Source organism: Albimonas donghaensis, assembly GCF_900106695.1.
Lineage (GTDB): Bacteria > Pseudomonadota > Alphaproteobacteria > Rhodobacterales > Rhodobacteraceae > Albimonas > Albimonas donghaensis.
In genome coordinates, this window is record NZ_FNMZ01000001.1 from 642,105 (window position 1) to 658,651 (window position 16,547).

17 protein-coding genes are annotated in these 16,547 nt (G+C 69.9%); 12 read left to right on the top strand and 5 right to left on the bottom strand.

Annotated features, from left to right (window positions below; genetic code table 11):
• The first annotated feature begins 219 nt into the window (after positions 1 to 219).
• From dctP to BLV24_RS02705, 9 genes are all read left to right on the top strand, one after another.
• A complete protein-coding gene (dctP, locus tag BLV24_RS02665) occupies positions 220 to 1,293 on the top strand; it encodes a TRAP transporter substrate-binding protein DctP (protein ID WP_092679578.1) in 1,074 nt (357 codons plus the stop codon).
• A gap of 154 nt (positions 1,294 to 1,447) precedes the next feature.
• Positions 1,448 to 2,005, top strand: a complete 558-nt coding sequence (locus BLV24_RS02670; protein ID WP_143040193.1) for a TRAP transporter small permease subunit — start codon at positions 1,448 to 1,450, stop codon at positions 2,003 to 2,005.
• Positions 2,002 to 3,315, top strand: coding sequence for a TRAP transporter large permease (locus tag BLV24_RS02675; protein ID WP_092679580.1), 1,314 nt, complete (start codon positions 2,002 to 2,004; stop codon positions 3,313 to 3,315). The genes BLV24_RS02670 and BLV24_RS02675 overlap by 4 nt, the downstream gene beginning before the upstream one ends.
• Before the next feature lie 28 nt (positions 3,316 to 3,343).
• Complete coding sequence (locus tag BLV24_RS02680; protein ID WP_092679581.1) at positions 3,344 to 3,853, top strand: cupin domain-containing protein; 510 nt, start codon at positions 3,344 to 3,346, stop codon at positions 3,851 to 3,853.
• Positions 3,854 to 3,858: 5 nt separating this feature from the next.
• Positions 3,859 to 4,173: an NIPSNAP family protein gene (locus tag BLV24_RS02685; RefSeq protein ID WP_092679582.1), complete on the top strand. Its 315-nt coding sequence runs from the start codon at positions 3,859 to 3,861 to the stop codon at positions 4,171 to 4,173.
• The gene (locus tag BLV24_RS02690) at positions 4,170 to 4,967 is read left to right on the top strand and encodes an alpha/beta fold hydrolase (RefSeq protein ID WP_092679583.1); all 798 of its coding nucleotides are present in this window, start codon (positions 4,170 to 4,172) and stop codon (positions 4,965 to 4,967) included. Before BLV24_RS02685 ends, BLV24_RS02690 begins: the two co-directional genes overlap by 4 nt.
• 27 nt (positions 4,968 to 4,994) lie before the next feature.
• Positions 4,995 to 5,756: an SDR family oxidoreductase gene (locus tag BLV24_RS02695; RefSeq protein WP_092679584.1), complete on the top strand. Its 762-nt coding sequence runs from the start codon at positions 4,995 to 4,997 to the stop codon at positions 5,754 to 5,756.
• Between the two features lie 35 nt (positions 5,757 to 5,791).
• Entirely contained in the window at positions 5,792 to 6,562 is a 771-nt protein-coding gene (locus BLV24_RS02700; RefSeq protein WP_092679585.1) for an SDR family NAD(P)-dependent oxidoreductase, read from the top strand.
• Between the two features lie 193 nt (positions 6,563 to 6,755).
• On the top strand, positions 6,756 to 7,379 hold the full coding sequence (locus BLV24_RS02705; RefSeq protein ID WP_092679586.1) for a TetR/AcrR family transcriptional regulator: 624 nt from the start codon (positions 6,756 to 6,758) through the stop codon (positions 7,377 to 7,379).
• Positions 7,380 to 7,472: 93 nt separating this feature from the next.
• Here the strand turns inward: BLV24_RS02705 and BLV24_RS02710 are convergent, their stop codons facing one another.
• From BLV24_RS02710 to BLV24_RS02730, 5 genes are all read right to left on the bottom strand, one after another.
• On the bottom strand, positions 7,473 to 7,682 hold the full coding sequence (locus tag BLV24_RS02710) for a hypothetical protein (RefSeq protein WP_092679587.1): 210 nt from the start codon (positions 7,680 to 7,682) through the stop codon (positions 7,473 to 7,475).
• A 40-nt stretch (positions 7,683 to 7,722) separates the two neighbouring features.
• On the bottom strand, positions 7,723 to 8,532 hold the full coding sequence (locus tag BLV24_RS02715) for a creatininase family protein (RefSeq protein ID WP_092679588.1): 810 nt from the start codon (positions 8,530 to 8,532) through the stop codon (positions 7,723 to 7,725).
• Positions 8,533 to 8,673: 141 nt separating this feature from the next.
• Positions 8,674 to 10,176: a glucosylglycerol-phosphate synthase gene (gene ggpS / locus BLV24_RS02720; RefSeq protein ID WP_092679589.1), complete on the bottom strand. Its 1,503-nt coding sequence runs from the start codon at positions 10,174 to 10,176 to the stop codon at positions 8,674 to 8,676.
• Between the two features lie 149 nt (positions 10,177 to 10,325).
• Positions 10,326 to 11,201 carry an HAD family hydrolase gene (locus BLV24_RS02725; RefSeq protein ID WP_245710342.1) on the bottom strand — a complete coding sequence of 292 codons (876 nt, stop codon included), beginning with the start codon at positions 11,199 to 11,201 and terminating at the stop codon, positions 10,326 to 10,328.
• Positions 11,198 to 12,346 carry an NAD(P)H-dependent glycerol-3-phosphate dehydrogenase gene (locus BLV24_RS02730; RefSeq protein ID WP_092679590.1) on the bottom strand — a complete coding sequence of 383 codons (1,149 nt, stop codon included), beginning with the start codon at positions 12,344 to 12,346 and terminating at the stop codon, positions 11,198 to 11,200. The genes BLV24_RS02725 and BLV24_RS02730 overlap by 4 nt, the downstream gene beginning before the upstream one ends.
• Before the next feature lie 527 nt (positions 12,347 to 12,873).
• Between BLV24_RS02730 and BLV24_RS21410 the strand changes: the two genes are divergently transcribed.
• The 3 genes from BLV24_RS21410 (at position 12,874) to glgB (ending at position 16,501) form a co-directional block, all read left to right on the top strand.
• Positions 12,874 to 13,113 (top strand): hypothetical protein, encoded by a 240-nt coding sequence (locus BLV24_RS21410; RefSeq protein ID WP_143040194.1) that lies wholly within the window; start codon positions 12,874 to 12,876, stop codon positions 13,111 to 13,113.
• A 142-nt stretch (positions 13,114 to 13,255) separates the two neighbouring features.
• Positions 13,256 to 14,155: a UTP--glucose-1-phosphate uridylyltransferase gene (locus tag BLV24_RS02740; RefSeq protein WP_092679592.1), complete on the top strand. Its 900-nt coding sequence runs from the start codon at positions 13,256 to 13,258 to the stop codon at positions 14,153 to 14,155.
• A gap of 138 nt (positions 14,156 to 14,293) precedes the next feature.
• On the top strand, positions 14,294 to 16,501 hold the full coding sequence (gene glgB / locus BLV24_RS02745; protein WP_425426079.1) for a 1,4-alpha-glucan branching protein GlgB: 2,208 nt from the start codon (positions 14,294 to 14,296) through the stop codon (positions 16,499 to 16,501).
• Positions 16,502 to 16,547: the final 46 nt, after the last annotated feature.

The following is a 16,547-nucleotide window of genomic DNA, read 5'->3' on the forward strand; positions in this document are numbered from 1 at the left end:
CATACATGTTAGTAAGCAGCCTGCGGCGCGGCGCCTGATCCCTGGGCGCCTGCTGCCGCGGCGCCGCCCTCGTCCGCCCGAGTTCCGCCGCCCGCCGGCGTGGCTCCAAGAAACCGCTGGAAGCGCGCCGGAATCCCATCGCAGCCACGACCCCCACGCTCCCCGCCTGCGAGCCCAACTCACGAGCCCAACTCACGAGTCCAACACACGAGGACGCACATGATCGAATTCAAGACCACGGCCGGCGCGCTGACGCTGGCGCTCGGCCTCGGCCTCGGCCTCGCCGCCCTGCCGCAGACCGCGACCGCGCAGGATTCCGTCACCCTGAGCATGGCCACGCCGTGGTCCGGCGGCCATTGGCTGGAAATCGGCGCCAACAGCTACGCCGAGATCGTCGAGCAGGTCACCGACGGCCGCATCAAGATCGAGGTCTATCCGGCGGGCTCGCTGGGCTCGGCGCTCAAGGTCACCGAGACCGTTCAGAACGGCATCGCCGACATGGGCCACGCCTGGGGCGGCTACGACTGGTCGGTGGACCGGACCTCGGCGCTGTTCGGCGGCTGGCCGGGCGGCCCGAACCCCGAAGAATACATGATGTGGCTCTATAACGGCGACGGTCTGACGCTGTGGAAAGAGTGGCGCGAGGACGTGTTCGACGTGGTCGCCATCCCCTGCGGCGTCACCGAGACCGAGATCTTCATGCATTCGCACAAGATCGTCCGGACGCCCGAGGACCTTCAGGGGCTGAAGCTGCGGACCTCTTCCGCCTGGGCGGAGATCGCGCCGAAGCTGGGCGCCTCGACCGTGGTGCTGCCGGGCTCGGAGGTGTTCTCGGCGCTGGAGCGCAAGGTGGTGGACGCCATCGAATGGGGCGGTCCGGGCGGCAACCTGGAAGCCGGCTTCGACAAGATCGCGCCCTACATCATGATGCCGGGCCTGCATTCGCCGGCCGCCGTGCATGACTGCATCGTCAACAAGAACGTCTGGGAAAAGATCCCCGAGAAGGACCAGGCGCTGCTGGAGCTGGCCGGCGAGCTGGCCATGCTGAAGACCTATCTGGGCTACGCCAAGATGGACCTCGCGGCCTATGACCAGCTCAAGGAGAGCTCGTCGGCCGAGATGATCATCGTCGACGACAGCCTGGTGCAGGCGGTCAAGACGGCCTCGGCCGAATGGGCGGCCGAGCAGTCGGCGGACAATGAGTGGTTCAAGAAGGTCTATGAGGACCAGGCGGCCTTCCTCGCCTCGCTGTCGGGCCTGAGCGAGTTCCGCTTCGCCCCCGGCGGCCGCTGAGCCGACGCCGCCGCGCGCCCGGACCCGAGCGGTCCGGGCGCGCGGTCGCTTCTTCGCCCCCGTTCCTCCCCGCGCCGTCCCGGCCGCCGAACCCCGCGAGCGATGCATTGACCCTGACCCCGCCCCTTCGCCGCCCCGAGGCGGCCTCCGCCGCATGGCTCCCCGCATGATCGCCGCGACGCGACGGCTGATCGCCGCGATCTCGCGCCTGTCCACCTGGTCGGGCCGGATCGGCGCGCTGGTGGTGACGCCGCTGGTCATCGCCATGGTCTACGAGGTGCTGAGCCGCTACCTGTTCGACGCGCCGACCCAATGGGCGTTCGAAATCAGCTACATGCTGATGGGCACGGTGTTCCTGCTGGGCATCTCCTACGCGCTGGCGGTGGACGCGCATGTGCGGGTGGACTTCATCCACCAGCGCGCGCCCCGGCGGCTGACCGCGGCCTGGGACCTGATCTGCTACGTGATCCTCACGGGGCTGTTCGTGTGGATGACCTGGGCGCTGTTCAACAACGCGCTCAAGGTGATGGAGACCGGCGAGACCACGGGCCTGAGCGCCTGGAACCCGCCGGTCTGGCCCTATCGGCTGGTCTATGTGGCGGGCTTCGGCCTGATGGCGTTGCAGAGCTTCGCGCGCATCCTGGGCTGCGCCCTGACCGTGCTGGGCCATGACGCGCCCGAGACGCCCCATCAGCCGGAGAGCGCGGCATGACCGGAGACCTCGCGCTCATCATGTTCCCGGTGCTGATCGGGATGATCTTCCTCGGCTTCCCGGTGGCGTTCTCGATGATGCTGACGGCGCTCGGCTTCGGCCTGATCCGCTTCGGCGACATCCTGGTGCTGCAATTCGCGCAGAAGGTGGACGAGATCGCCACCAACTACGTTCTGGGGGCCATTCCGCTGTTCGTCTTCATGGGCGCGGTGCTGGAGCGGGCGGGGATCGCCGAGACCCTGTTCGACGCCATCTACATGTGGACCCGCAAGCTGCCCGGCGGGCTGGCGGTGGCGGCGCTGATCATGTGCACGATCTTCGCCGCGGCCTCCGGCGTCGTGGGCGCCACCGAGACTCTGGTGGGGATGCTGGCCATTCCGGGGATGCTGAAGCGGAAATACGGCAATTCGCTGATCGCGGGGACGATCTGCGGGGGCGGCAGCCTCGGCACCATCATCCCGCCCTCCATCCCGGTCATCGTGCTGGCGCCCATCGCCATGCTGCCGGTGGGCGACCTGCTGGCGGGGATCATGCTGCCCGGACTGCTGATGGCGGGGATGTTCATCCTCTACATCCTCATCGCCTGCACCCTGAACCCCAAGCTGGCGCCGGCGGAGGAGGAGCCCGATCCGCGGAGCCTTCCCGAAAAGCTGCGCTACACCGCCTTCGCGCTGCTGCCCCCGGCCTTCCTGATCTTCACGGTGCTGGGCACGCTCTTCGCCGGGCTCGCGACCCCGACCGAGGCCGCGGCCTGCGGGTCGGCGGGCGTGGTGCTGCTGTCGCTGTTCTACGGCAAGTTCTCGCCCCGGCTGATCTTCGAGGCGGCGCTGCGCACCGTGGCGCTGACCGCGATGATCCTGGCGATCGTGCTGGCGGGGTCGATGTTCTCGGGCGTGTTCTTCGCCTCGGGCGGGATGAACGCCACCAAGGCCATACTCGACGGCTTCGGGCTGGAGAGCTGGTCGGTGGTGGCGGTGATCCTGGGCGTGACCTTCGTGATGGGCTTCGCGATGGACCTGATCTCCATCGTGCTGATCATGATGACGGTCTCGATCCCGATCCTGCGCAGCTACGGGGTGGACCCGCTGTGGTTCTCCGTGGTGTTCCTGGTGACGTTGCAGACGTCGTATCTTTCGCCGCCGATGGCGCCGTCGATCTTCTACCTGCGGTCCATCGCGCCGCCGGAGATGAAGCTGGCGCAGATGTACAAGGGCGTGATCCCCTTCATCTGCTGCCAGATCGTGGTGCTGACGCTGCTGTTCCTGTTCCCCGAGCTCGCCACCTGGCTGCCCAAGGTCATCTACGGCTGAGCCAAGACAAACCCCGAGGAGACCCCAGATGTCCGACAAAGACTCCCGCGCCTTCGTGGTCGGCCCCGAAGAGGCCGAATCCTACTGGCAGCCGGTGCCCGCCAACGGCTTCATCCGCAACATCCTGAGCCAGGCCAAGTGCAATTCCGAGGCGCCCTTCGCGCTGGGCACCCAGACGGTCGCGCCGCAGAGCTTCATCCGCGAGCACACCCATGACCGCCACGAGGAATGCATCCACGTCGTCGAGGGGCGGGGCGTCGCCCGGGTCGAGGGCGTGGAGCATGTGATCGAGAAAGGCTCGACGGTCTGGGTGGGGCTGAACAAGAAGCACCATTTCCTGAACCCGCATGATGAGCCGATGACCTTCGTGTGGCTGCTGCTGCCCGGCGGGCTGGACGACTTCTTCCGCGAGATCGGGCGCGAGCGCACGCCCGGCCAGCCGGCGCCGGAGCCGTTCCCGCGCCCGGCGAATGTCGAGGAGATCGAGCGGCGCACGGTGTTCGGCTGGGCCGACGGCACGTTCACCCCCAAGGAGTGAGGACGATGATCTTCGAGGAACGCGACTACCACATCCGCCCGGGCAAGCTGGCGACCTTCGTGGCCGCCTATCGGGACCACGGGCTGGAGATCCAGAAGAAATATCTCGGGACCTTCATCAGCTATTTCACCACCGAGGTGGGGGAGCTGAACCATGTCGTCGCCCTGTGGGGCTATGAGGGGCTGGACGACCGGATGGCGCGGCGCAAGCGGATGCTGGCCGATCCGGACTGGCAGGCCTATCTCGCGCGGGTCGACGGGCTGATCGAGCGGCAGAACACCCGCATCCTCACCCCCGTCGACTTCTCGCCGCTGCAATGAGCGCGGAAGCCTTCACCGTCGAGACCCCGGACGGCGCGCGGTTGAACGCGCGCCGCGAGGGGGCGGGGCCGGCCTTGGCGCTGGTCTCGGGGCTCGGCGGGACCGCGGGGTTCTGGGACGGGGCGGCGCCGGCGCTGGCGGAGCGGTTCGAGGTGATCCGCTTCGATCAGCGGGGGATCGCGGGGTCCACGCTGGGAACGGCGGCGGTGGATATCGCGCAGCTGGCCCGCGACGTGGCGACGGTGATGGACGCGGCGGGGATCGGGCGGTTCAGCTTTCTGGGGCATTCGACCGGGGGCTGCATCGGGCAGGCGCTGGCCGGGATGGCGCCGGCGCGGATCGAAAAGCTGATCCTGTCGGCGACCTGGGGGGGGCAGAGCCGCTACATGCAGGCGCTGTTCGGCACGCGGCTGGGGATCCTGGAGACGGACCCGGTGGCCTACGCGGCCTCCTCCGTCCTGATTTCCTATACGCCGGAATGGCTTGAGGCCAACTGGAGCGCCTATGAGACGGCCGTCTCAAAGGCCCCGCGGTCGCCGGAGGCGCAGGCGGTGGTGCGCGGCCGCATCCACGCGCTGATGGACTTCGACGGGGTCGAGGGGCTGGACCTCTCCGCCATCCCGACCCTGCTGCTGGGGGCCGAGGACGACATGATCGTGCCCGCCTTCCTGCAACGCGCCCTGGCCGCCGCCACCCCCGGCGCGACGCTGCGCCTGCTGCCCGATGGCGGCCACTTCTACCCGGTCTCGCGCCGGGAGGATTTCCTTTCGGCCGTGCGCGGCTTTCTCGCCTGACGCCGGCCCTCACCCAAGGACACGACCATGCGACTGCAAGGCAAGATCACCCTCATCACCGGATCGGGCTCGGGCATCGGGCACGAGACCGCGAAGCTCTTCGCCGCCGAGGGCGCGACGGTGATCGTCGCCGACCGCAACGCCGAGGCCGCCGAGGCGGTGGCGGGCGAACTGCGCGCGGCGGGGGCGGAGGCCGCGGCCTTCACCGTCGACGTCTCCGACGAGGCGCAGGTTCAGGCGATGATCGGCTTCGTGGTCGAAAAATACGGGCGGCTCGACGTGCTGGTCAACAACGCCGGCTACGGGATCGCGGGCACGGTGGCGACCACGAGCCTCGCGGACTGGAAGGCGCTGATGTCGGTGAATGTCGACGGCGTGTTCCTGGGCTGCAAATACGCCGTCCCGGTGATGGAGAAGCAGGGCGGCGGCGTGATCGTGAACACCGCGTCCGGCGGGGCGATCGTGGCGATCTACGATCGCGCGGCCTACACCGCCTCCAAGGGCGCGGTGGCGGCGCTGACCCGCGCCATGGCGGTGGACCACGCGGACGCAAACATCCGGGTGAACTGCATCGCGCCGGGCACCATCGAGACCCCGTATTTCAAGGAGATCTTCGCGAAATCTCCCGACGCCGCCGGGCTGCGCGACCTGCTGGAGAAGCGGCAGGTGATGAAGCGGCTGGGTCGGCCGGACGAGATGGCCAAGGGCATCCTGTTCCTGGCCAGCGACGAGTCCTCGTTCTGCACCGGCTCCACCCTCGTCGCCGATGGCGGCTGGACGATTCACTGACGCTCTCTGCTCTCTCGCTCGGAAAGACCAAGAAAATGTACAAGCTCGACGGGAAGACCGCGCTGGTGACCGGCGCCGCCCACGGGATCGGCCGCGCCATCGCCTTCCGGCTGGCGGAGGAGGGCTGCGCGGTGGGCATCCTCGACTTCGACCCGAAGGCGGGGGAGGCCGCGGCCGAAGCGATCCGCGCGACCGGGGCGAAAGCCGCCGCCGCCGCCGCCGACGTGGCGGTGAAGGCGCAGGTGGTCGCGGGCGTGGCCGAGCTGGAGGCCGCGTTGGGCCCCATCGACGTGCTGGTGAACAATGCCGGCCTGTGCAAGGTCGGCCCCCTGCTGGAGACCCCGGACGAGGACTGGGACCGGACCTTCGCGATCAATGTCGGCGGGGTCTTCCACGTCACCCGCGCCGTGGTCCCGGCGATGGTCGGCCGCGGCGGCGGCGCGGTGGTCAACGTGGCGTCCTGGATGGGCAAGTCGGGGGTGGCCGCCTACGGGGCCTATTGCGCCTCCAAGTTCGCGGTGGTGTCGATGACCCAGACGCTGAGCCACGAGATCGCGCCCTCGGGCGTGCGGGTCAACGCGGTGGCGCCGGGGCTGATCGTGGACACCAAGATGCGCGACGAAACCGAGGCGCTGCGCAAGGCGCAGGGCCTGCCCTCGGCCCAGGACCGGGCGCAGGACATCCCCGCCCGGCGCCCCGGCTACCCCGCCGACATCGCCAACGCGGTGGCCTTCCTCGCCTCGGACCAGGCGGGCTACATCACCGGCGAGTGCATCAACATCACCGGCGGCATGTTCAACGATTGAGCCCGGCGCGCCGAAACTTGACTCGGCCCCGCCCGAGACGGCAATCCGGCCACGACCCGGGTCAACACGGGCGGCGAACGGGAGGAAGCCCTTGCAGCGGTCAGCGGACCCTACGGAGACGACGCACGGCGCCCGGGCCGCGCCGCGGACGTCGTCCGCCCCCATCCCCCAGGCCGAGGACCGCGGCGCGCTCATGCGTCAGCGGATCGAGGACCTGTCGGTCGAACTGCTGGTCAACCACGGCGCCCAGGGCTTCCGGTTCCGCGAACTCGCCGACCGGCTGGGCATCACGCGCGCCACGATCCACTATTACTACGGCAACAAGCAGACGCTGGTGGATGCGGTGGCGGTGCAATACATCTCCTCCCTCCTGGCGCAGTGGGAGAAGAACTGGGCCGGAGACGCCCGCTTCGTCGACAAGATCGTGGGGATGATGGAGGCGAACCGGCGCCGTTACCTCGCCTTCAATCCCACGCCGGCGACCAACCATCCCTGGAGCTTCATCGGCCGCATGCGGGTCGACCGCGACGTGATCGGGGCCGAGGCGCAGGCGGCGCTGGACGGGTTCGGCCCGACGCTGGAGCGGTTCATCATGGCCGCGCTGGACCAGGCCGTGGCGCGGGGCGAGTTCGACCCGGACATACCACGCTCCGACATCGCGTTGCAGCTGGTGGCGATCGCCGACAGCGCCGGGTCGATCACCCAGGACGGCGGCGGGTTCGAGCGGCTGGACCGGCTCTACCGCTCCTTCGCCCATATCGTCGAGCACGCCTATGGGGCGGAGCCGGGCAAGGGCCGCCGCGGCGCCAAGGGCTGAGCGGGGCGGACAGGCCGTAGGGCGGGCGCCAACCCGCCGTCCCCCCCGTCCGCCGTCCCCCCGCCATCTCTCGCGCCGCCCGCCGCGCGGGGCTCAGTCGTCGTCGAGCATGGCCATGGCGGCCTGCCGTTCCCCGGGCTTGAGCTTGAGGAACATGCCGCGCGCCTTCTTCACCTGCGCGGCCGAGCCGCCGTCCGCCGCGGCGGCCAGCGCCTTGGTGGTGGGGTGCTCGGCCCCCAGGATGAAGGTCAGCGCCCTGGCGATGCGCCCCATGGCGTCGCGGTCGATGGCGGTGTCGTCCATTGGTTTCTCCTTTGCGCCTGCGCGCCGGAACGGGGGCGCCTCAGCGCCGGAACGGGACCCCGCCGGCGCCTTCGCCGCGAAGGTCGCGGGGCGGGGCCCAGGTGTCGGGGTCGAGGATGAGGGCGGCGATGGCCTGCGCCGCGACGTCGAGCATCGCCCGGCCCTTGTCGGCGGAGGCGCGGGCCGGGTTGCCGGCCACCCCGTTCGCGGTGGCGTGCGCGAAGGGCCGCCAGCGATAGGAGCCCGCCCCGGCCGAGAGGAATTTCGGCCCCGGCTCGGAGGCCAGCGCGGCGAGGTCGGAGGCGTCGACCAGGTCGGGCTCCACCGCCATCATCATCGAGGTCTCGCCCTCGCAGGCATGCTGGATGCCGGGCTGATCGTCGAGCAGGGCGGCGAGCCCGGCCGCGGCCTCGGCGGGATAGGTCGTGGCGACGAAGGCCGCGTCGGGGAAGCGGGGGGCGAGCTCATCCACCGCGGCCTGCATCTCCAGCATGTTGCCGCCATGGGAATTGGAGATGAGGATCTTGCGGAAGCCATGGCGGAGAATGGCGGTCACGAGGTCGCTCAGCACCGCCCGGAAGGTGGCGGGGGAGACGGTGAGCGTGCCGCCGAAGGGCATGTGATGCTCCGACAGGCCCGCCCAGACCACGGGGGCCACGACGATGGGGCGGGCGGCCTGCACGATGCGGGCGGCGCGATGGGCGACCTCGGCCCCGAGGCGGGTGTCGGTCATCACCGGCAGATGCGGCCCGTGCTGCTCGATCGAGGCGACGGGGAGCACGACGATCGCGTCCTGCGCGGCCAGCCGACGGAGATCCTGCGCCTTGAGCCGCGCCCATTCCACGTCCATGCCGGATCTCCTTGTCGGGGGTGAGGGCGCGACGATGGGGCAGGCGGGAGAGGGGCGCAAGGGGGGGCGGCGCACCGAAAACGCCGCCCCGCGCGGGGGCGGGGCGGCGTCGGGTCTAGACGGAGCGCGGCGCGGCGGGGGTTACGCCGGTTCGGTCGCGTCCTCGCGCACGATGGCGTTGAACTGGCGCTGCTGCTCGGCCGCCCAGGCCTTGATGTCGTATTTGGCCACCTTGCGGCGAAGCTGGAGCATGCGGGCGCGGCGCTCCTCCTCCGGCATGTCGAGGGCCTGGTCGATCGAGGCGTCCATCGACTTGTTGGAGAACGGGTTGGCGATCACCGCATCCGAAAGCTCCACCGCCACGCCGGCGAATTCGGACAGGCACAGCACCCCGTCGCCGTCGACGCGGGCGGCGCAGAACTCCTCCGCCACCAGGTTGAGGCCGTCGGCCAGCGGCGTGATCCAGGCCACGTCGGCGGCCTGATAATAGGCGATCAGGTCCACGAAGGGGATCGCCACGCCGATCAGGCTGACCGGCTGCCATTCGAACGAGCCGAAGCGGCCGTTGATGCGGCCCACGATCTGCTCGATCTCGTTCTGCACGGTCTCGTAGGCCAGCATCGCCCGGTTGGCGGCGACCGAGACATGCATCAGGCGGACCTTGCCATGCAGCTCGGGCCGGCGTTCGAGCAGGCGCTCATAGGCCTGGAGCTGCTCGACATTGCCCTTGGTGTAGTCGGTGCGGCTGACCGAGACGATGAGCTGGTTGTCGCCCATCTCCTCGCGGATGCGGGCCTTGGCCTCGGCGGTCTCCGGGGCGCGGCCGAGGGTCTGGATATACTCCACGTCCACGCCCACGGGATAGGTGCCGACATCGATGCGCCGGCCCTCGAAATGCAGGGCCTGGGGGGTGATGCGTTCCACCAGCGCCATGCCGTCGGCGGGGAGGAAGTCGGGGTTGGTCTTGGCCTCCTCCACCCGGTCGATGTCGAAGAGCGAGCGGGCGACATGCACGAAATTGGCGGCGTAGCGCGGGATGTGGAAGCCCACCACGTCGGCGCAGAGCAGCGACTGCACGATCTCCGAGCGCCAGGGCAGCACGTTGAACATGTCCGCCGAGGGGAAGGGCGTGTGGTGGAAGAAGGCGATCTTCACGTCGGGGCGCAGGCGGCGCAGATAGGCCGGCACCAGCCACAGGTTGTAGTCGTGGACCCAGACCACGGCGCCGGGCGCGGCCTCCTGCGCGGCGGCCTCGGCGAAGGCCCAGTTCACCTCGCGGAAGGTGGGCCAGTCCACGGGGTCGTAATTATACTTGTCCTTGAAGGAATGCAGGATCGGCCAGAAGGCCTCCTTCGAGGTGACGTGGTAGAAGGAGCTCACCTGTTCGGCGGTCAGCGGCAGGCGCGACACGGTGTATTTGCCGAAGCTGTCCTCGATCTCGACGATGGTCTCGAAGCCCGGATCGGCGGGGTCCTCGGCCAGCTTCCAGGCCACCCAGGCGCCCTTGCCGACGCGGCCGAAAAAGCTCTTCAGCGTGGGGACGATGCCGTTGGGGCTCTTGTTCTCCCGGCGTTCGATCTTTCCGTCGACCTCGACCTCCTCATAGGGCTGGCGGTGGTAGACGATCACGAGATCGGAGGACATCGGGGCTCTCCCTGCAGTTTCGTTCAGCGCGGCCGCCGCGCCCGGGGCAGGGGGCTGGGCGGTCGACGCCGCCCCCTGTGCGGGGCGGCGCGGAGCGGCCGGCCGGGGCGTTCCCCGGGATGGGCGGCCGCGATGTGGGGCGCGGCGGGTCAGCCGGCCGGGTCGGGCGCGGGAGGCGTGGGGTGCAGCCCCAGGCTCGCCACCGCTTCGAGAATGCCGCCGGCGCCGATGGCCTGCGCCTTGTGAAGACTGGCGCGATCGTCGAGTTTTTCCAGCAGCCCGCTTTCGGCGCCGCCGACCGCCACGCCGGGCAGATCCAGCGCCAGCATGGAGAAGTCGTTGAGCGTGTCGCCCGCGGCCAGCGTCTTGTGTTCGGGCACGCCCAGATGGGCGAGCAGGCGCAGCAGCGACGGGCCCTTGGAGACGCCGCGGGGCAGCACGTCGAAAAAGCGGTTATCGGAGACGAGACTGTCGAGCCCCATCTCCGCCACGATGTCATGGGCGGAGGCGTCGAAGGCCCCCGGATCGTAGTCGTAGCTGACCCGGTGGCGGAAGGCGGTGGGCTGGAGCGTCAGGCCCGGATGACCGTCGAGCGCGGCGCGCACCTTCGGCCCGGCATCGCCCCAGGCCTCGGAAATCCAGTCCTCCAGCGGGCCCATGGGGCGGACGCGGCCGGCGCCGCTTTCGTCGAACTCGACCCGCGCGATGGTCGTGCCCACGTCGCCGATCACGTATTCGGGCCAGGGCACGAAGGTCTCGGCGCAGAGCTTTTCCAGGAACTGCGGGTCCCGGCCGGTCACGAAGATCAGCCCGACCTCGCCGCGGTTCGCCTCGATCCACTCATAGAGCCTGCGCCGGTCCGCCTCCGACCCCCCGAGAAACGTCCCGTCGAGATCGGTGGCCAGCACGAAGCGGCGCGAGGCGAAGTCGACATATTCCTCGGCGCGCGAGCCTGCGGGCGGGTGCCGGCGGGCCTCGGCGAGGGCGTCGGGGATCTTGCCGGTTTCGGTCATCGGCGAGGTCAAGAGAGCATCTCCTTGAAATGAAAGGCGGTGCGGCGCTCGGCCGGGTGGCCCAGCTCCAGCTCGACAAGGGCGCGCGGCTCGCCTTCCAGCGGGCGGCCCCAGAGCATGGCGAAGGCGTCGGAGACGTCGTGGCCGTCATGCAGGATGCCGCGCACGGCCTCGCAGATCGGCAGGTGGACGTCATGCTTGCGGGCGAGGTCGGTGACGGACAGCGCGTTGCGCTCCCCCTCCACCACCACGGGCTTGCCGTCGAAGACCTTGTCGCGGGCGATCCCGGCGCCGAGCTGCAGGCCGAAGGACATGTTGCGCGACTTCTCCGACGAGCAGGTGAGCGTCAGGTCGCCGATGCCGGCGAGGCCGGTGACGGTCTCCCGCCGGCCGCCCAAGGGCTCCGCCAGGCGCTTCATCTCGTCGAGGCCGCGAGTGATGAGGGCGGCGCGGGTGTTGGCGCCGAAGCCCGCGCCGGTGGCGATGCCGCAGGCGATGGCGATGACGTTCTTGAGCGCGCCGCCGACCTCCACCCCCGGCAGGTCGTCGGAGACGTAGGGGCGGAAGGACTCGGTGCCCATGGCCACCGCGAGCCGGGCGGCGACGGTGCGTTCGGGCGCGATCTCGAACTTGTCCACGCCGTCGTCGGAGGCGATCGTGCAGGCGGTGGGGTGGCCCAGCGCGGCCTCGGCGGCGAAGTTGGGGCCCGACAGCGCGCCCATCGGGTTGCCCTTCAGCTCCTCCGAGGCGACGTCGGACATCAGCAGACCGGACCCCGGCTCGATCCCCTTGGCGCAGAGGATGACGGGGGTGGTCCTGGGCAGGATCTCGGCCATGGCGCGGGCGGTCTCGCGGATGGCGGAGGAGGGGACGACGAGCAGCACGGCGTCCGCGTTCTCCAGCGCCGCGGCGAGGTCGGAGGTGACGCGGATCGAATCCGGCAGCGGCACGTCGGGCAGGTATTTCAGGTTGCGGCCGTCGGCGCGCAGGGCGGCGGCGTGATCCTCGCGCCGGGACCAGAGCGTGACGCCGCGCCGGGCGTGGGCGGCGACGCAGGCGAGGGCCGTGCCCCAGGCGCCGGCGCCGATGACGGCGATGCGGCGGATCGGGGGGGGCGGAGCGGCGGGGTCGTCGGCGCCGAGGTCGAATGCGCTCATGCGATCACCTTTTGAATCGGGCGCGGCGCGGGGCGTGCGTGGGGGACGCCCGGGGCTGCGCGGGATGACGAGGCGCGCGGAGGGCGCGCGCCGGAGAAGACGGGGCCGGCCCGGCGGAGCGGCGGGGCCGCGCGCCGCGGGGAGGGTCCGGCGCAGGGCGCGGAGATCCAGGGCGCGGCGGTTCTCGCTGCAGCGGGCGCGTCCGGCGTCGCCGGGGCCCGGCCCCTTCGGGCCGCCGCATCGCCCGCGGGCGCATGGGGCCTTCGCGGGGCGGTCCGCGTCCCAAGCGCCTTCGCTATCACGGCCGCCGGAGCGGTCGGGCGAAGGATCCGAGCTGGGTTCATGCGGCGTTGCGGCATCGTGGTGTAAAGGGTAGCGCGGGGTCACGTCCCCGACAAGGGCGCGCTGAAAATTCCGGCGGTCACGGCGCCGGCTTGCGCCGCATTGCAGAACAGTCCCGCAGGGTCAGGCGCAACAAATGCAGGCTCCGTCCATGAGGCCCCAAGTTTTTTGGAAGAGTTTACTTCATGATCCGCGGCGACGCGTCATTCGGCGGAGCCTTTGCCGCGGATTACTTGAGAAACCCGGCGCGCCCGCCCAATCCGCCCGCGTTCCCCGGCGCGAAGATCCCCCGCGCCTCCCGAAATCCGGCGGAAATGACGCAGCGTCCGCAGTCGCTTTCGCCGCAGCGCGGCGTTGCGGCGCTGCGTTGCACAAAAAATTCTCTTGAAATTCCAGCGGGGCCGCTATCGTCTAAGGACAGATGATGATCACGAACGACAAACAGTTCGAGACCCTTGGGGTTTCCGCGGCGCCCATCGAACGGACGGGACCGACCGCCCGCCTCCGCTCCGCCGGTTCCGAACCCTTCGCGCATGACCCCTTCGCGCATGACATTGGGAGCACCACATGACCTCGCCCATCCGGACCGCCGTATTTCCCGTCGCTGGCCTCGGAACGCGGTTTCTGCCCGCGACCAAGGCGACGCCGAAAGAACTGCTGCCCGTCATCGACACCCCCCTGATCCAGTTCGCCATCGACGAGGCGCGCGCGGCGGGGATCGAGAAGATGGTCTTCGTCTCGCACCCCACCAAGGCCTCGATCGAGCGCTATGTGCGCCATGATCACGACCTGGCCGAGCAGCTGCGCGACAAGGGCAAGGGCGAGGTCGCCGACATGCTGCAGGGCATGGCCGCCTGCCCGCATTCCGAAGAGATCCAGTTCGTCATGCAGGACCAGCCGCTCGGGCTCGGCCATGCGGTGCTGATGGCGCGCGAGCATGTGGGCGAGGAGGCCTTCGCGGTGATCCTGCCCGATGACCTGATCCTGGGCGAACCCGGCTGCCTGAAGGAGATGGTCGAGGCCCACGCCCAGTGCGGCGGCCACCTGGTCGCCTCCATGGAAGTGGCCCCCGAGGAGACCAAGTCCTACGGCGTGCTCGACGTGCTGGAGCGCAAGGACAAGTTCACCCGCGCCCGCGGCATGGTGGAGAAGCCGGCGCCCGAGGACGCGCCCTCGCGGCTCGCCGTCGTGGGGCGCTATGTGCTTGATTCCTCGATCTTCGAGGATCTCGCGACCCAGACCCCAGGCGCGGGCGGCGAGATCCAGCTGACCGACGCCATCGCCGCGGGGATCGCGCGGGTCGGGCTGGCCGGTTTCGAGTTTTCCGGAAAAAGATTCGATTGCGGCTCGAAATCCGGGATGCTGGCGGCCAAGTTGCACATGGCGGCCGGCGATCCGGAATACGCCGACGTCATGGCCCGCCACGGACTGCGCACCGAGCAGATCGACCGCATCGCCGCCGAGTGACGGCCGCGCCCTTGAACGGCGCGCCGGCGGCGGGCAGGTCCCGCCGCCGGCGCGCCGTTTCGTTTTGAAGGACCCTATCGCCCCGGCGCTTCCGCCGCGGGCCTGGGGCGCAACGGAAAGGAGGAGGTCTTGACCCCGATTTCCGCCAAGACCGCCCGTCAGGGCGCCCCCCTGGTCGAGCCCGGCGAGGCCGAGCGCATCGACACCGGCCGCCATCCCGCCCTGTTCGACATTCTCGGCGCCCAGCCCTCCGCGGAGGGCGGCTGGCGCATCGCCGGCTACGCGCCGGGGGCCGAGGCCATGGTGCTGGAGGACCTGTCGGGCCAGCCGATCGTCGAGATGATCCCGCAGGGCCGCGACGTCTTCGCCGCGGCGCTGCCGGACCGTCCCGAGGGCTGGCGGTTCCGCGCCCGCCGCGGGGACGCCGGCTGGACGATCGAAGACCCCTACCGCTTCGGCCCGGTGCTGGGGGAGATGGACGAATATTTCCTCTCCGAGGGCACCCATGGCCGGCTCTGGGACGCGCTGGGCGCGCATATCCGCGACCACGAGGGCGCGACCGGCGTGCATTTCGCGCTCTGGGCCCCGAATGCGAGCCGGGTGTCGGTGGTCGGCGACTTCAACGACTGGGACGGGCGGCGCCATGTGCTGCGCCAGCGCGGGGCGACGGGGATCTGGGAGATCTTCGTGCCCGCGCTGGGCGACGGCGCGCGCTACAAATACGAGATCCTCGGCCCCGACGGGACCCTGATGCCGCCCAAGGCGGACCCGGTGGGCTTCGGCTCGGAGATCCGGCCGGACAACTGCTCGGTGGTGCGCGACCTGCGCGGCAAGGCCTGGTCGGACGGGGCGTGGATGTCGCGGCGGGGCGCCTTGCAGCGGACCGACGCGCCGATCTCGATCTACGAGGCGCATCTGGCCTCCTGGCGCCGGGCCGAGGACGGCGCGTGGCTGTCGTGGAAGGAGCTGGCCGAGCAGCTGGTGCCCTACGTGGCCGAAATGGGCTTCACCCATATCGAGATGCTGCCGATCACCGAGCATCCCTTCGACGGCTCCTGGGGCTACCAGCCGGTCGGGCTTTACGCGCCGACCGCGCGCCATGGCGACCCGCATGAATTCCGCGCGTTCGTGGAGGCCTGCCACGCGGCGGGGATCGGGCTGATCCTCGACTGGGTGCCGGCGCATTTCCCGACCGATCCGCACGGGCTGGCGAAGTTCGACGGCACGCATCTCTATGAACATGCCGACCCGCGGCAGGGCTATCACCCCGACTGGAACACCGCGATCTTCAATCTCGGCCGGCGGGAGGTGGTGAACTACCTCGTCGCCAACGCCCGCTACTGGCTGACCGAGCACCATATCGACGCGCTGCGCGTCGATGCGGTGGCCTCGATGCTGTATCTGGATTACTCGCGCAAGGAAGGCGAGTGGGTCCCCAACAAGGACGGCGGGCGCGAGAACCTGGAGGCCGTGGACTTCCTTCGCCGCATGAACGCCGAGGTCTACGGCGATGATTCCTCTATCATGACGGTGGCGGAGGAGAGCACCGCCTGGCCCGGCGTGTCCCGTCCCGCGCATGACGGCGGGCTGGGCTTCGGGTTCAAGTGGAACATGGGCTGGATGCACGACACGCTTCAGTACATCGCGCGCGAGCCGGTGCATCGCCGCCACCATCACGGCGAGATCTCCTTCGGGCTGCACTACGCGTTCTCGGAGAATTTCGTCCTTCCGATCAGCCATGACGAAGTGGTGCACGGCAAGGGCTCGATGCTGGGCAAGATGCCGGGGGACCGCTGGGGGAAATTCGCAAACCTCAGAGCCTATTACGCCTTCATGTTCGCCCATCCCGGCAAGAAGCTGCTGTTCATGGGGCAGGAGTTCGGGCAGGCGGCGGAGTGGAACCACGACGCGGGGCTCGACTGGGCCGCGCTGGGGGATCCGCTGCATGAGGGGTTGAGGAAACTCGTCAGCGATCTCAACGCGGTATACCGAGAACTTCCCGGGTTGCATCAACGCGACACGCGCGAGGACGGCTTCCGCTGGATCGACGGCGCGGCCGAGGCGCAGTCGGTCTACGCCTGGCTGCGGCTGGGCGAGGACGGGACGGCGCCGGCGGTCTGCGTGTTCAACTTCTCGGACGCGGAATACACCGACTGGCGCATCGGCGTGCCGGCCCCCGGCTTCTACGCCGAGCGCGTGAATTCCGACGCCGAGGCCTATGGCGGCGCGGGGCGGGGCAATATGGGCGGCGTGACCGCCGACGCGGCCCCGGCGCATGGCTTCGATCACTCGATCAAGCTGACCCTGCCGCCGCTGACCGGCATGATCTTCGAATTGCGCGGCTGACCGGCCGCGACCGGCCGCCCGGGGGCGCATCGCCGCCGGGCGCTCT